11 protein-coding genes, 1 tRNA gene and 2 pseudogenes are annotated in these 15,760 nt (G+C 46.9%); 10 read left to right on the plus strand and 4 right to left on the minus strand.

Translation table 11 applies throughout. The annotated features are described in order from the left end of the window. From HPS53_RS12725 to HPS53_RS11980, 3 genes and pseudogenes are all read left to right on the plus strand, one after another. On the plus strand, positions 1-1,093 hold a 1,093-nt coding region (locus HPS53_RS12725), incomplete at its 5' end, for a helix-turn-helix domain-containing protein (protein WP_172206412.1). 1,014 nt (positions 1,094-2,107) lie between these two features. Next, a pseudogene (locus HPS53_RS11975) lies at positions 2,108-2,885 on the plus strand (GNAT family N-acetyltransferase). 213 nt (positions 2,886-3,098) lie between these two features. After that, a tRNA-Lys gene (locus tag HPS53_RS11980) sits at positions 3,099-3,171 on the plus strand. A 44-nt stretch (positions 3,172-3,215) separates the two neighbouring features. Here HPS53_RS11980 and HPS53_RS11985 read toward each other — a convergent pair. The 3 genes from HPS53_RS11985 to HPS53_RS11995 form a co-directional block, all read right to left on the minus strand. Then, positions 3,216-4,439 carry a sigma-54 dependent transcriptional regulator gene (locus HPS53_RS11985; RefSeq protein ID WP_172206414.1) on the minus strand — a complete coding sequence of 408 codons (1,224 nt, stop codon included), beginning with the start codon at positions 4,437-4,439 and terminating at the stop codon, positions 3,216-3,218. Between the two features lie 111 nt (positions 4,440-4,550). Beyond that, positions 4,551-5,474, minus strand: coding sequence for a metallophosphoesterase (locus HPS53_RS11990; protein ID WP_172206416.1), 924 nt, complete (start codon positions 5,472-5,474; stop codon positions 4,551-4,553). Positions 5,475-5,486: 12 nt separating this feature from the next. Continuing rightward, complete coding sequence (locus HPS53_RS11995) at positions 5,487-8,237, minus strand: TonB-dependent receptor (protein WP_172206418.1); 2,751 nt, start codon at positions 8,235-8,237, stop codon at positions 5,487-5,489. A 166-nt stretch (positions 8,238-8,403) separates the two neighbouring features. Between HPS53_RS11995 and HPS53_RS12000 the strand changes: the two genes are divergently transcribed. The 6 genes from HPS53_RS12000 to HPS53_RS12025 all read left to right on the plus strand — a co-directional run bounded on the left by HPS53_RS12000 (position 8,404) and on the right by HPS53_RS12025 (position 15,226). After that, complete coding sequence (locus HPS53_RS12000) at positions 8,404-9,099, plus strand: response regulator transcription factor (protein WP_104369448.1); 696 nt, start codon at positions 8,404-8,406, stop codon at positions 9,097-9,099. Next, the gene (locus tag HPS53_RS12005; protein WP_172206420.1) at positions 9,083-10,531 is read left to right on the plus strand and encodes a cell wall metabolism sensor histidine kinase WalK; all 1,449 of its coding nucleotides are present in this window, start codon (positions 9,083-9,085) and stop codon (positions 10,529-10,531) included. Before HPS53_RS12000 ends, HPS53_RS12005 begins: the two co-directional genes overlap by 17 nt. Beyond that, positions 10,528-10,974 (plus strand): methylglyoxal synthase, encoded by a 447-nt coding sequence (locus tag HPS53_RS12010; protein ID WP_172206422.1) that lies wholly within the window; start codon positions 10,528-10,530, stop codon positions 10,972-10,974. Before HPS53_RS12005 ends, HPS53_RS12010 begins: the two co-directional genes overlap by 4 nt. A gap of 104 nt (positions 10,975-11,078) precedes the next feature. Next, on the plus strand, positions 11,079-13,361 hold the full coding sequence (locus tag HPS53_RS12015) for an inorganic phosphate transporter (RefSeq protein WP_172206424.1): 2,283 nt from the start codon (positions 11,079-11,081) through the stop codon (positions 13,359-13,361). Positions 13,362-13,610: 249 nt separating this feature from the next. Beyond that, positions 13,611-14,222, plus strand: coding sequence for a hypothetical protein (locus tag HPS53_RS12020; RefSeq protein WP_172206427.1), 612 nt, complete (start codon positions 13,611-13,613; stop codon positions 14,220-14,222). Beyond that, positions 14,219-15,226 (plus strand): porin, encoded by a 1,008-nt coding sequence (locus HPS53_RS12025; protein WP_172206429.1) that lies wholly within the window; start codon positions 14,219-14,221, stop codon positions 15,224-15,226. The genes HPS53_RS12020 and HPS53_RS12025 overlap by 4 nt, the downstream gene beginning before the upstream one ends. A gap of 64 nt (positions 15,227-15,290) precedes the next feature. On the opposite strand, the gene HPS53_RS12030 is transcribed toward HPS53_RS12025, so the two are convergent. Beyond that, positions 15,291-15,566 carry a hypothetical protein gene (locus HPS53_RS12030; RefSeq protein WP_172206431.1) on the minus strand — a complete coding sequence of 92 codons (276 nt, stop codon included), beginning with the start codon at positions 15,564-15,566 and terminating at the stop codon, positions 15,291-15,293. Positions 15,567-15,644: 78 nt separating this feature from the next. On the opposite strand from HPS53_RS12030, the pseudogene HPS53_RS12035 reads away from it, so the two are divergent. After that, positions 15,645-15,760 (plus strand): annotated as a pseudogene (locus tag HPS53_RS12035) (ATP-binding domain-containing protein); the annotation flags it as partial.

Consider the following 15,760-nt stretch of genomic DNA (forward strand, 5'->3'; position numbering starts at 1 on the left):
GGCATGGGCCATCACGATACACAAAAGCCAGGGACTGACCTTCGAGCACGCCATCATCGACGCGTCGCACTCGTTTGCCCACGGACAGACCTACGTGGCGCTGAGCCGATGCAAGTCGCTCGAAGGCATGGTGCTGGGCGCCCCGCTGGGCCGCGAGGCGGTGATAAGCGACGGCACGGTGAGCGAATTCATACGCAAGGCCGAAGCCAACCGCCCTACCGCCGACACCCTGAGCCGCCTTGAACGGGCCTATGTGGTGCAGATACTCGACGAGCTGTTCTCGTTCACCATGCTGCGGCAGGCCGCCGAGATGGTCACCCGCACGCTCACCGAGCACTTCTACAACAAGCACCACACCCTGCTCACCGAATACACGGCCATGCAGAACACGCTGACCGAACTGGCCGGCGTGGCGTCGAAATTCGGAGAGCAATACCGATGCCTGCTCGACACCAATCCCGACACCACCCACCCGCTGCTGCAAGAGCGTGTGCACAAGGCGGCCGGCTACTTCGCCGGGCGGCTCGAATCCATGAAAACACTTTTCGCAAAGACACGCGTCGACACGGGCAACAAGCTCGTCGCCGACCGGTTCGCCGACCGGCGGGCGGCTCTCGGCGACGAGCTTGACCTGAAAACAAAGTTATTCGAATATGCGGGCGATACGGAAACGGTGTTCGCCACGGGCGACTACCTGCGACGCAAAGCACAGATACTGCTCGGCGACGAAATGGAAGACACTGCCGCAAAAGGCCGCGCACGCAAGACCAAGCCCACCAAAGCGCCCAAAGAACCCAAAGTACCCACGGCAAAGATTAGCTATGACATGTTCATATCGGGAATGGCTGTCGACAGGATTGCCGCCGAGCGCCGGCTGACACCGGGCACCGTATTCAACCACCTGGCGCAATATGTGGAACGGGGCACTCTGCCGATAGAGCAGCTGGTGCCTCAGGAGCACATAGATGAAATCAGAAACCACGCCCGCACACACCCGCAAGACATGTCGGTAACACAGATTAAAGAAGCGGTAAGCCAGGCTGTGTCATACGATGAGATAAGGATTGTGAGGAAGGTATATTTCGGAGATTGAGAAGTGACAATTGGGACGCTTCCCAATCTCCACCCCTTAATTTCCAATATATATACTATCTACCGCGAATATTCACCGCATTTTCCGGCAGGTTGGACATCGTCCCTATTTTCTTCATCTCGCGACAGGCACCATCCAAAAACACCGTGACAGGCATACACACATTAGGAATAAACATGACAAAATACGCTTCAAAAAACGTCCGTTTTGAAATTAAAATCCTGCGGCCGAAAATACGCGAGTTTTGAGTCTTTACACACAAGCACCTGTGTGTCAACGCAATACGTCAGCCACACCCGATTTTACGACCGATTCCACCTCACCTACCCGACAGATTTTTTTCCGTTTAGCGTCCCGTTGCCCTGCGTTTAGCGTCTAAACGGAAGCCAACGGGACGCTAAACGCGACGCAATAAGCAACCAAACGGACTCCAACGGGTAATCCCGTTGCGGAAAACAACGCTTTTCGCCGGTTTTTCAAAAGAGGCGTATCGCACTGCGTATAGCGATAGGTATCGTTTTTATTTTCTATTCCGATGAAAATAAAAGTGTTAAATCCGTGACTTTATTATTACACACCCTACCTCGTGAACATCCTGTCAACCATGCGGAACCGATATGGTCCATTGCCAAAGACCGTCACACGACAACACGTTACACCCGTCAAGGCAACAAAAAAAAATATGATTATCCGCAATCGTACCACCAAAATTTCGGGTGAACCTATGGTGGTATGATTTTTATTTAATACCTTTGCGCTCACATTTATAAAATAGTTAGATAAGAGTACAATTTACGATAGACATATATAATTAAAACGCGTAATAAGCCAGCCATTTCCTTTATATTGCAGTCGGACACTTACGGGGATACGCCCCACCGCTTAGGGCACGCAGTGTTTCTCATAGATTTAGAGCTAAGCCATCACGAAAAACGTTGCGTTTCTATTTGGAATCTTCACAAAATTAAAATAGCAGTGGAACAATAATGAATAGATATTTTAATAACAACTGACATGGAAAATACCGAGCTTAAATACACCATCCTAACAACAGAGAATATAGATAAGGAACATATCTGTTGCGCATTTTCAGACAAGAAATGCTCGGAGGGATATCAACTCAAAAAAGAATGGTTGAAAAAAGAGTTTCCAAACGGATATGTTTTCAGACGACTCGACGCACGGGCCAAGGTTTTTATCGAATACGTTCCGGCAGAATATGCCTGGATTCCTGTGACGGCTCCGAATTATCTTATGATTAACTGTTTCTGGGTTTCCGGACAATATAAAGGACACGGACATGGATACAATTTACTGCAATCTGTTATAGAGGATGCGAAAAAGCTACAGAAAAACGGATTGGCAACGGTGGTAGGAACAAAAAAAGAGCCATTTTATGAGCGATACCAAGTGGTTGCGGAAACATGGATTCAAGGAAATAGAAAAACTGTCCAACGGATTTTCATTACTTGCAATGACGTTTGACGACAATTGCACCCTTCCGCATTTTAATGACTGCGTAAAGAACGGGGAATGCCCTGACAAACAAGGATTGGTCGTTTACTACTCAAACAGATGCCCGTTTACTGACTATTATGTAAATGGTATGCTGAAAGTTATTGCCGGAACAAGAAACATCCCTCTGAAAATCATAAAACTGGAAACTGCCGAACAGGCACAACTCTCTCCCACCCCTGCCACAATATTCTCGCTATTTCACAATGGGAAGTTTATTACAAACGATTTAAGCGTATGCACGGAAAAACGTTTTGACAAAACAATCACTTTATAAAATCAAATATTATAAGAGGTTGTATTTATTGACACCATCCCTGACTGATTAAAGTTAATTCGTTATTTCGCACTTATTAACTAACATATGCGAATAAAAACGACTTAAAAATAAAAAACAACAAAGTCAAACAAAAAAAAATGCAAAAATAATTTGCTGGTTTCAAAGAAACATTGTACCTTTGCACTCGCTTTTTAGAAACAGAAAAGTTTAGATCCGCTAGCTCAGCTGGTAGAGCACAACACTTTTAATGTTGGGGTCTTGGGTTCGAGCCCCAAGCGGATCACTAATCAAAGATGGAAATCGAAGAAAATCCCTGATAACCAGCAGTTATCGGGGATTTTTAGTTTCTACCCACCTCCCCTTTTTACGCAGAATACAGCAACTTTCACAGGCCAATTCGGTGGAGTAAGATTCCGACCGAAAAAGTCCACCGAATAAGATTGCTTTGCGTTGATACACACTATTTTGCGTAGTCACGCTTCCGGCTTTGAAACATAAATCTGTCTTTGAATGGAATGCGGCATAGAGGACGGTATCTTTCAGTTCCCTTACATTGCCAGGCCACGGGTGCAACTTCAACGCTTTGATTGCCGAGGCATCGAGCTTTTTCCTGTGCTGTTCTTTGCTGTGGGCAAAATGTGTCAGGAAATAGTCTGACAACGGCACGATGTCTTCGGTCACCTCCCGTAATGGCGACACTGTTATGTCAACCGGGCGTAGAATGTAGAACAGATTAGGGCGGAACGTCTTTTCAGACACCATACGGCGAAGTTCGGGGTCTGCGGTGCAGATTACCCTCACATTCGGATGCTCGTTTTCAAGTATGTGAAGAAGCACCGATTGTTTCTCGAAGTTCAGCAACTGCACGTTCTTGATGATGATTGTACCGCCGTCAGCCTTTTTGAAGTATCCTTCCATACAGTTAAGGACTTCACTGCGCAGATTTGCAGGGTCGTGGTTGCCGACAAGTGCCGCGCCACCGGCTTCTATGACGGTGCAAGGCTTTTGCGACCGCGAACTTAGCCTGTAAATCTCTTTTGCGATCTGCTCTTTTCCTGAGCCGCATTCGCCGAAGATGACTGCATTGACATCCGTCGCGGCAATATTTCTTATTGCCCGTTCAATCCCGGCAAATGCCTCGCTTTGGCATGGGATAAGCTCATCAGGGAGTAACAGCATTGTTCTGCCCGGTCTTGCATACCTGCCCACTGTTTCAACAAGCTGCTTGTCCATTGCCGGACGCTGAATGATGTTGACGGCACCGCCGTCTTTCATCACGTCGGCGATCTCCAACGGATTGAGGTTGTCCACTATGGCAATTACGGGGAATTTATATCCCTTGCGCTTCTGCCAGTTGATTAACTCCTGCGCTGTGCCACGGATGAATTTCATTGCCGTGACAATCACTGCGCCGGGTGGAAGTTTCTCCACCTCGTCTTTTGCAGCCTCCATCGTCTCGACTGCTATCGGCTCGTAGCCGGCTCGCGTAAGCAAGCCAACCATGAGCCGACGGTCGGAGTCGGAGGCATCTACAATGAGGATTTTGTTCATTGTTAGATAAATTTAGATTATTAAAATACACAGTCAGATACGTTCCATGAAAGAGCATGAAACGTATCTGAGTTTTGTAGTTATTTGTCAGAATATCACATAAGCCATGTATTATTTGGTGCGGCTTACCACATGTATGGTTTTGCCTTCTTTATCGAGCAAATTCAGTTTAAGATTCTCTTTGTCGGCGGTCAGGACGGAGAATCCGGGAGAATCATTGCAAAATATGGTGCCCTCGATTTCTTTCGGAGTCCGTGTGAGGGAGCCGGATGTGTTGACCACATAGTCGATTTTTGAAGCCGGGCGGCGGATGTGCTGGTAATTGTGGATATGACCGCAGATATACATGTCCACATTGTGCTTCCGCAGAATTGTGTCAACTTTCTTCTGCATATCTGTTCGCTCAGATTCCGACTTGTCGGTATAGGCATAGATGGGATGATGACCGACCACAACGATCCAGTCTTCCGTCGCCTCTGTCAAAGTCTTTTCGAGCCATTGCAACTGGGCTTCGGTATCCTGATTCACAGCATCGGGATATGTGTCGGTCTTTTTCCTGTATTTGTCAATCAAAGGAGTAGTGTCGAGAAATACCACCTTGACAGTTGTCCCGTCATCTTCAAAGGTCTTGGTGTAATATCTTGCAGGCATCTCCCAACGGCGGGATATGCCGGAATAGTCAATAACCGCTTGAGTGTTACCGCGATATTCATGGTTTCCGCAGACGGGATACCAGTTCACCATAAGCTCCGGGTGGTCGTAGATAAGCTCATAGTTGGTCATCCACAAGGGGTCTGTCACACTCTCCACTCCACCGTAGTGATGTGTGTCGCCAAGAGCAAGAATAGCATCGGGTCCTATTTGTTCTGCAATTCTGCCCATCGTCGCGGCAACAGGCTTCTGGTCATAGTGACCATTACGTCCGAGGTCTGACACTACCATCAGGTTCACGTCGCCTTTGGCGATTTCAGTCTGGGCAATGGCTCCAAAAGAGGGGATGAGAGCCAAAGCCGCGATAAGTAATTTACGAATCATTGTTTTGTATTTTTAGAATGTTACTTTTACACCGCCGTTGAGTTTCACTCCGTAATATTCCTGCTGCATCGTGTAGTCCTTGCTACCTTGATAATAGCGCAGAGGCTGGTTGAGGAGGTTATTGCAGTCGGCATATACGGTTATTTTTGTTTTGCGCCCGAATGTGTAGCTGACGTTCAGGTCCAGATATTTCACGGCATCATAGTATCGGTCGTAGAACGAACTTGCGCCCATTTCGTCGATAAATGCCGAGGCATAGTTGAATGAGGCTCTTGCAGAGAAACCGCACTTGTCGAAATATAGCGAGAGATTGGCTGTATGCTCGGGAGAACCGGGCAAGCTAAGGCCTTTCTCGTTTTCACGACCCTCGAAGTTGAAGTCGGTAATGCGTGAGTGGGTATAGGTGTATGTAGCGTAAAGTCCGAGACACTTCATCGCCGGTGTGATGAAACTGAAATCGCGCTGCCATGCCATTTCCACTCCGAAAAGATTAGCGTTTCCACCGTTTTTAGGTTGTGTGAACTTAGTCCAGACAGTACCCTGATACTCCTTGTTGTATGCCACTTCGTCCACGATGAAGCCTTCTATTCTTTTATAGAAAATTCCTGCTGAAACCAGACCGATTGACTTCCAGTAATATTCAGCGTTGAGGTCTAAATTATGTGAGGTAGTCGCTTTAAGACCGGGATTGCCAATCCTTATCTCATTGTCGCCACGTTTGATATTCATACCCGGGACGAGGGCGGAATATTTTGGCCGGGATATGGACTGGTTATAACCGGCACGCAGCATGAAATCCTTGTTGATGTCCCATTTCAATAATAATGAGGGGAGGAAATTTATATAATTTGAAGTCTCAGGCTCGGTCTTGGAGACACTGTTGGATTCATCATCGTAATTTCTGCCGATGTAGCGCAGTGATGTATTCTCGACACGCAGACCGCCCATAAAGTTAAGGTTGTCGGAAAGTCTGGAATCAATACGCACATAACCTGATGCCACATTCTCCCTCGCATGGAAATTGCCCGCAAGTTCCTCTGCAATTTGCTCTCGCTCAAACAAATTGGAATCGTCAAGATTGAGGGAGCCAAGAAATTTCTTGTCAACAAATGTGCCGGCCTGATATTTTGAGGAAGGCATGAATCTGTCGGTACTTTGGTCTGTGGTATGTGCAAGCGCATCTGTGTTAAATGCCTTTTTGTCAAGCGGAGTGTATTCGTAATAGTCTATCTCCTTATCTTTTGTCTTGTTCACGAACTTGAATCCGAACTTGATTTTTGAGCGTTCGCTAAGTCGAGCCTTGAAATCCAGTGCCGCCTTGAAGTCCTGCTCCACAATATCCTCCTGCTGCTGTGTAAGCTCTTTGAGCGAGAAGTCATCATTCAAGGTCATTGTATATCCTTCGTCGGGAGTGGCAAATGGCTCTCTCGGATTACTCAGATCAAAACTGAACATCTGCGATTTGAGACGGTAGTCGATGTATCTCTCATTCGGGCGTTTCTCCGTAGCCCGTGCATATCCCAGTTTCCAGTCCATGCCAAGGATGCCTATACGGTTTTCACCTCCCAAAGTGAAATCCATTGTCCGTTGTCGTTCAAGACGGGCGTTTCGTTCGTCACCCGAACCTCCTTTTGTCTGGACACGCACATCGGCTTTCCCTTCGGGCGTAATGTCTTTGAGTGTTGTCCTGTAACGGTTTTCCCAATCATTGCGGTTGTTGAAAATACCCTTGAACCAGACCTTGTTGAAGTCATTGAACTTCCAGTCGAGCGACAATGAGTAGCTCTGTCGCTCTCGTGTGACATAATACTGCCTTATCTGATAGTCGTTGACATAGATTTTGCCGTCGTCATCCTTTTCCCATATAAATTCTGTATTATATGATCCGGCTGGCGCATTATTATAGGAGGCCGCAAGCATCACTCCGAAGCGGTCATTGAAGAAACGGTTACCGAGAGTGAGTCCGAAATTCATCTGCGCCTTACGGCTTATCCAGTTGTAGCCTGTTCCCGCTACGGCTCCGACAGTAAATCTGTGTGGCGAATTTTTCGTAACGAGGTTGATGGAACCGCCGATGGCATCGCCGTCCTGATCCGGCATAAGTGTCTTGCAGACCTCTATTGCCTGAATCATATCGGACGGTATAAGGTCAAGCTGGACATTGCGAGTGTCTCCCTCGGCCGATGGCAGTCTTGACCCGTTGATTGTCACTGAACTGAACCCAGCCGGAGTGCCGCGTACTTGACCGAAACGGGCCTCGCCCTGATCATACTGCACATTGATACCGCTTATACGTTTCAGAGCGTCTCCGATATTCGAGTCGGGGAATTTGCCAATCTGGTCGGCAGATACCACATTGGTTATATTGATATTATTCTTCTGGGCATTTATGGCTCTCTGCTGCCCGGAGAAAACGCCGGTCACTACAACTTCATTCAGTTCCCGTGATGTATCCGACATTACTATGTCGTCAACCGTTGATTCTTCCGAAACCACGATTGTTTTACTGACCGGAAGAAAACCGATATAAGTTACTTTCAGATTATGATTCCCGGATGAAAGGTTGGCAAACGAGAAAAAGCCGTCGAGATCTGTAACCGCCGACAGCATGTTGTTGTCAATGATAACCACCGCCCCCGGCAGCGGGTTCTTCTCATTGTCAAGGATGCGGCCTTTAAGTTGTCCGTATTTCGGACTGTCAGCCGCCATAATGGTCAGACTTGAAGCAAGTGCGACCAAAAAAGTTGACATTACTTTTTTCATTGTGATTGTTGTTTTGTTTCTGATTCACGCTGCAAAATTAGCCAACTAATATTTCATGGGGTTATCAGATTTGTTTAGATTTTATGAAATAAATTGTGTCATTAAACTTTTATTAAACTTTTGAGCATTAGGATAGTATTTAACCGATTATTAGTAATTTTGCGGCATGGAAACAAAAAAGAAGATACTTGTTGTCGATGATGAGGAGGCCCTGTGTGACGGACTCGGATTCAATCTTGAAGCGGAAGGCTATCAGGTTGACATGGCGTATAGCGCGGAGGAGGCTCTTGCCCTCAACCTTGCCGACTATGACCTGATACTCCTTGATATTATGATGGGGGAAATATCCGGGACTCAACTGGCACGCATAATGAAGTCGAATCCGGCAACGGCCTCCGTTCCCATCATATTCTGCACGGCAAAAGACACGGAGGAGGATATGATTTCGGGACTTGATCTCGGGGCTGACGACTATATAATGAAGCCTTATTCTCTTAAAGCTGTGCTTGCCCGAATAAGGACTGTGCTTCGCCGTACAGCGGCTTCTGTCGCACCTGCCAAGACTGATTCTGACCTTGTTTCATACAAGGGGCTTGTTCTGTCTACAAAAAACAAGACTTGCACAGTTGACGGGACGGAGGTGAAAATGCCTAAAAAGGAGTTTGAGATACTGCTCAAACTAATCTCCAACCGAGGGCAGGTTTTCACCCGTACGGATTTGCTCAACAAGATATGGCCCGACGAGGTTGTGGTGCTTGACAGGGTTGTAGATGTGAACATAACCCGTATCCGCCAGAAAATCGGCATCTACGGCAAGAATATTGTAACTCGCTCGGGCTACGGTTATGGGTTCATTGAATAAGCTCTCCTATCCGCAGCGGCTGTTCGTGTGGCTTCTTGGATATTCCTTGCTGATGGTCGGTTGCTTTGTCGTGTTTCAGTATCACAGGGAAAAGGAATTCAAGGCGGAGGAGATTGACAAGCAACTGCAGCTTATCAACACATATATCCTTACCGAACTTGGTGAGGGACACGATGTGCCAGATATAAAACTTGACGAATTCAAGCCATTCGGGGAAATCCGTGTCAGCGTGATTTCCGAGGACGGACATATCATTTACGACAACACCCTTGATTCATTGCCGAAAACCAATCATCTTGACCGTCAGGAAATCCGGGATGCCTTACGGCATGGGGCGGGCTATGCCGTAAGACGACACAGCGAGAGTACCGGCAACTATTATTTTTATTCGGCGAGAAAAAGCGATGACGGCTATATTGTCCGTACCGCGGTGCCGTATTCGGTTTCATTCAGAGGTCTGTTGCAGGCCGATTATGGCTTTCTGTGGATTATGGGGGTTATCACATTGGTCATGTGCGTACTTGGCTATTTTGCAACCCGAAGGGTCGGCCTCCACATAATCAGGCTGAACAGATTTGCGGAAAACGTAGAAAACGGTGCCCAGATTTCTGACACCGAACCGTTCCCCCATGACGAACTTGGCGAGATTTCAAACCACATTGTCCGCCTTTATGCCCGTCTGCAACAGGCTGTCGCCGACAGGGACAACGAACATCGCGCTACCCTCCATGAACAGCTTGAAAAGGAACGCATCAAAAAGCAACTCACGAACAACATAAACCACGAACTGAAAACCCCGGTCGCATCAATCAGGGTCAGCGTGGAGACGATGCTGGCACACAGGAATATGAGCGATGAAAAGCAGATATTGTTCCTGCAACGTTGTCTTACAAATACAGAAAGGCTACAAAGGCTTCTGACCGATGTCTCGCTCCTGACACGCATGGACGACGGAAGCGCCTCTATATTGAAAGAACAGGTTAATCTCACGGATATAATAAATGACGTGGTTGAGGACCGACAGATAATCGCCGCCACAAAGGGCATAAGGATTGAGAATTTTGTTTCTCATAACGTAATCATGGCCGGAAATGCTTCTCTGCTTGAGGCCGTTTTCAACAACCTTATAGACAATGCGATTGTTTATAGTGGAGGAACAAGAATAAAAATAGAATTAATCAGTATCGACAACGATAAAGTTGTAATTGCATTGTCCGACAACGGATGCGGCGTTCCTCCCGAACACCTGCCAAAACTGTTTGAAAGGTTCTATCGCATTGACAAGGGACGGTCACGAGCGGCCGGTGGCACCGGACTCGGGCTTTCGATAGTGAAAAACGCTGTGATTCTTCATGGCGGTGAAATCTCCGCTGAAACTCAATGCTCAGGCGGATTATTGTTCAAAATAACATTTTCAAGAAACTCAAAATGAAGACAAAACTAAAAATCGCGCTTGTAGCTCACGACCAACGCAAAGCCGATATGGTCGATTGGGTAAAATTCAACGCCCAATACCTTTCCCAACATGAGCTGGTATGTACCGGCACGACTGGAGGGCTTATAAAGAATGCTTTCTCAGAAGCTGGAATATATGCACAAGTCGAATGTATGAATTCCGGACCGATGGGCGGTGACGCCGAAATAGCGGCAATGGTGGTAAGAAACGAGATTGACCTCGCTATTTTCTTGATAGACGACCTCAATGCGCAGCCCCACGAGGCGGACATTCAGATGCTTTTGCGTCAATGCCGGCTCCACAACGTGCCGATTGCCTGCAACCGCATCAGTGCCGACCTGATGATTTCAAGTCGTTTGTGGGAAGACCCTACATATAAACCCATCGAACAGAGCTATATACGGTTTGACCGCAATTAAACCCTCTGTCAGTCCGGCAGTTTTAATAAATGGTTAAGGATTTTGAAATAATCATGAAATGTTTTCTTAGTTACTTTGCGGCTGAATAAGTAATTGAGATAACAATGGAAATACTGTTTCTTTGCGTAGTAATTTTTCTTTTCCTGCTGGCTGTGTTTGACCTGTCAGTAGGCGTGAGTAACGATGCTGTCAACTTCCTGAACTCGGCTATCGGGTCTAAGGCGGCATCATTCAAAAGAGTCCTGATTGTCGCTTCCATCGGTGTGTTCATCGGTGCGGCAATGAGTAACGGAATGATGGAGATTGCCCGGCACGGAATTTTCCGTCCCGAGCATTTTTCGTTCTATGACCTTATCTGCATCTTCATGGCGGTAATGGTCACGGACATCATCCTTCTCGACGTGTTCAACTCGCTGGGTATGCCGACCTCTACAACCGTGTCAATGGTTTTCGAGCTGCTGGGAGCCACCTTTGTCGTTGCATTGATTAAAATGGCAGGAGGCATCGGTCTCGGTTTTGACGACTTGCTTAACACGGAGAAAGCCCTGTCGGTGATTCTCGGAATATTCCTGTCGGTGGCGATAGCATTTTTCTTCGGAATGGTTGTGCAGTTCATATCCCGCATGGTGTTCTCGTTCAATTACCGTAGCAACCTGAAATGGAAGATAGGAATATTCGGTGGCATCTGCGCGACAGCTATTGTCTACTTCCTTCTGATCAAGGGGGCAAAAGATCTTACATTCATGACCCCCGAACTGAAAGCGTGGATAAAAAACAATACGGCTCTGATAATACTGTCCTGTTTCGTGGTTTTCACGCTGCTGATGCAACTGCTCCATATCTGCAAGGTCAACGTGTTGAAAGTCATAGTGCTTATGGGCACGTTCTCGCTTGCCGTGGCATTCGCAGGTAATGACCTTGTGAATTTCATAGGTGTTCCCTTGAGCGGTCTGGCTTCATATCAGGATTTTATGGCTAACGGCGGAGGGGATTCCAAAGGTTTCCTTATGGATTCACTCAACGGCCCGGCAAATACACCGATATATTTCCTCATAGGTGCCGGTGTCATAATGGTGGTCTCGCTTGCAACGTCAAAAAAGGCAAGGAATGTGACCAAGACCGAAATCGGACTGGGAAGCCAGCAGGGTGGCGATGAGATGTTCGGTTCATCCCGCATCGCCAGAAGATTGGTTAGATGGACTTTATCATTCCTGTCATGGGTGCGCCGTGTGACACCGATAAAAGTACGCCGTTGGTTCAACCACCGTTTTAATGTGGATGAGACCATTATGGATCAAGGGGCGGCTTTCGACCTCATACGCGGCTCAGTCAATCTCGTGCTTGCCGGCGCACTCATTGCCCTCGGCACCTCGTTGAAACTGCCCCTGTCAACCACATTCGTAACATTTATGGTCGCTATGGGTACTTCTCTTGCCGACAGGGCATGGGGCAGGGAAAGTGCCGTGTTCCGCATCACCGGCGTGATTTCCGTAATCGGCGGTTGGTTCCTTACTGCGGGTGCGGCGTTTATCGGTGCAGGACTGATTGTCGCGGCAATGCACTATGGCGGTCAGTGGGTGATGCTTCTGTTGGCGGCTTTGACCATATTCATAATCATCAATAGCAACCGTCGATTCAGAAAGAAGACAGAAGAAGATAACGGTGACGCGCTGTTCCAGACCATCATATCCACACAGGATAAAACACAGACATGGCCATTGCTTATGATGTATATCACGGAACAACAAGAGAAGTTCATGACCTATGCCGAGGAAAAATACCGGGATATAACATCGGCTTTCATAACTGAGAGCGCCGGGATTCTCGGCAAGACGGAATCGAGTCTCGCCCGCCAGAAGACCATACTTAAAAACGCCCGCCGTAAGGAAACTCTATGTCTGCGTCATTTGACACGCGAGATGGCGATAGAAAAAAGCACTTGGTTCTATCTCAGCAACAACTGCTGTATGGGCATACTTTACAACCTGCGCCGCATCAACGAGGTCTGCAAAGAGCATGTCGACAACAATTTCCTTCCTCTGCCTCCCCAATATACTACTGAATACGAGATGATACGGACACAAATAAGTACACTGTTCAATGATACCGTCAAACTTATGGGGAGCGGGGATACAGATATGATAAGCACTCTTCGCCGACACTGTGACGAGATAAAGGATACTGTTTCCGACACATATCATCGTGTGCATGACCAGCTCCGCGACGGAGACACATCGGCAATGGCTGTTCTGTATGTCTATGTCAATCTGCTTCAGGAAACGCAGGAAATGGTATCGTCAATAAGGAAATATCTGCGGGCGGTTGCCAAGCTGCGCGACTCAGATTTCCGTACACGCCCTGCCAAAATTATGGTACCAACAGCATAAAGTCTAAGGTAAAAAAGATTGTTCCTAAGGTTGAGATGGGAGTGCATATCTCCCATCTTTTTGTATTGTAACTGATTGATAAATTTAATATTTATCTAATATCTCAGACATAAACGTGAAATATAAATATGGTTACTTTGCATCAAAGAAATTCTATAAATCATGTACATTACAGTTCTCTCGATAACAGCTCTGACTGGAATCATCTTTATGTTGCGACGGCATATACGCAGACACAAAATCAAGGAAATGTGTTGTATTATTCCCAATAGTCCTGTCGGAAAGTCTTGTTTGACCGTGACGATGCAGTCATGCGGTCCGATTATCGACAAAGCGTTGAAATGTCTTTCAAACAATGACAATATAGCCGTTTGCAAGAATCATCGAATCGGGTCAGAAACCATTGACATAATCAGTGAGAAAGTCCGGAATTGTTCGGCGGACTCTGATGATATTATCGGCAAGACTGCGCTATATTGTGAATATATGCTTGAGGCTACGGACAAGATTGCCGAAACAACACGTCATCTTGTCACGTCCCCGGATGGCTATATACCTATCTCTTACAAATGTGAGATCGAAACAATTCGTGGAGGGATTGTCCGACTGTCTCAATTAGCTGACAGCATACTCAGTTCAGATGTTGATACAGTGAAGATTAATGGAGATGCGGGCTTGGAGAAAGATTTTATCGAACACAGCATCGCCATACATTCCAAAGGGATGACCCATGAAGATTTTGATGAAGGAGCCCCCTCATATTCCTATCTGATGCTCTTGTATTATCTTCATTCCTTTATCAGTTCCTTTCTACAGGCAATCAAAAACATTAAAACAAGCAATAAACCAATGACAGCATGAAACGGATTTTAATTATGACGGCATTGTCAGTATTTGCATTGTCTGCCGTGGCTCAGGATAAAAATCCATTTATCCCGGAAATACACGGGACTATCCGGGCCAAATATGAATATGAGCCTCAAATAGATAAGGGACGCTTTGAGATACGCAATGCGCGTCTGAGCGTGGAAGGCAGGGTGATTCCTATTGTAAGATACAAGGCCGAGATAGACCTTTCGGACGAGGGTACTATAAAGATGCTTGACGCATATATACGTCTGCAACCTAAAGATGTGTTAAAGTTCACCTTCGGTCAGATGAGAGTGCCGTTTACCATTGATGCTCATCGTTCACCGCATCTACAGTATTTCGCCAATCGTTCTTTCATAGCAAAGCAGGTCGGCAATGTGCGCGATGTAGGGGCATCAGCATCGTGGACATTCAACGACCGTATGCCCATTACGCTTGAAGGAGGTATATTCAACGGCTCAGGACTGACAAATCAAAAACATTTCTGGACCAACAACTATAATTTCTCGTTCAAGGCGCAGACAATGATTGCCCGGCAATTTAATATCACACTCAGTTGCCAGAAGGCAAATGCCGGGGATGTGAACGTGATGATGTACGATGCAGGGGTCTACTGGCAAAACCGGAGATGGCACATCGAGGCGGAATATCTCCGCAAGCACTATGCCCACGGCTCTTTCACGCCTGTAAATGCGGTTGACGCATTTGCCGCATATCGACTTCCGATGAAAAAAAATCTGACTTCCATATCATTCCTCGGAAGATACGACTATATGTCAGATCACAGCAAAGGTACGAAAGATGAATCCGGCAATCTCAAAGTAGATGATCCTGAAAGGCATAGACTGACTGGAGGTCTTACATTGAGTTTTGGAAAGAAATCATTACAGGCAGATATTCGCCTCAACTATGAACAATATTTTTATAACAAAGGAGTAAATCCGGCAATTTCAGAACAGAATAAGATAGTCATGGAATTTGTAGCCCATTTTTGATTTTATGTCACAAAAACAAAACCGACAGCATTTGATTATTTCATCTGCTGCCGGTTCAGTTTCTCTATCGTAATCCGGAGAAAGCACGACGTGAGGCATATATATGAACAGGTTCCGCAACCATTGTCTCCTTCGGGCCGGTAGCCTGAGATTGGTTATCACGTACTTCGACCCTTTGGGTGTCGGGCTGCTGTTTGTTTTCTTCGCCGTCCTGTTCCTCATTCTTGGCAGCAAGGGCAGCGGTGATTTTGCGGTCGAGGGCGGCAAGTTCGGATTTGAGGGCTTTAAGTTCGTCTTCTTTGCCCCATGTGCGCGACAAGATGGCTTCGAGGGTCGGCACATCGACACGTTTTTATCGGCACGCTCCCGGTGCTGGCTGATTGTGTCGGGGAGTTTCTCAAGAGCGTTGACGAAGTTCATGCAGGCGGCATGGGCCATCACGATACACAAAAGCCAGGGACTGACCTTCGAGCACGCCATCATCGACGCGTCGCACTCGTTTGCCCACGGACAGACCTACGTGGCGCTGAGCCG

This window comes from Prevotella sp. PTAC (genome assembly GCF_013166535.1).
Lineage (GTDB): Bacteria > Bacteroidota > Bacteroidia > Bacteroidales > Bacteroidaceae > Prevotella.

What these genes read in the sequence shown, in the direction of transcription:
- HPS53_RS12005 (WP_172206420.1), top strand. Translation starts at nt 9,083, where the DNA reads ATGGGTTCATTGAATAAGCTCTCCTATCCGCAGCGGCTGTTCGTGTGG.
- HPS53_RS11985 (WP_172206414.1), bottom strand. Translation starts at nt 4,439, where the DNA reads ATGAACAAAATCCTCATTGTAGATGCCTCCGACTCCGACCGTCGGCTC.
- HPS53_RS12010 (WP_172206422.1), top strand. Translation starts at nt 10,528, where the DNA reads ATGAAGACAAAACTAAAAATCGCGCTTGTAGCTCACGACCAACGCAAA.
- HPS53_RS11990 (WP_172206416.1), bottom strand. Translation starts at nt 5,474, where the DNA reads ATGATTCGTAAATTACTTATCGCGGCTTTGGCTCTCATCCCCTCTTTT.
- HPS53_RS12015 (WP_172206424.1), top strand. Translation starts at nt 11,079, where the DNA reads ATGGAAATACTGTTTCTTTGCGTAGTAATTTTTCTTTTCCTGCTGGCT.
- HPS53_RS12025 (WP_172206429.1), top strand. Translation starts at nt 14,219, where the DNA reads ATGAAACGGATTTTAATTATGACGGCATTGTCAGTATTTGCATTGTCT.
- HPS53_RS12000 (WP_104369448.1), top strand. Translation starts at nt 8,404, where the DNA reads ATGGAAACAAAAAAGAAGATACTTGTTGTCGATGATGAGGAGGCCCTG.
- HPS53_RS11995 (WP_172206418.1), bottom strand. Translation starts at nt 8,237, where the DNA reads ATGAAAAAAGTAATGTCAACTTTTTTGGTCGCACTTGCTTCAAGTCTG.
- HPS53_RS12020 (WP_172206427.1), top strand. Translation starts at nt 13,611, where the DNA reads ATGTGTTGTATTATTCCCAATAGTCCTGTCGGAAAGTCTTGTTTGACC.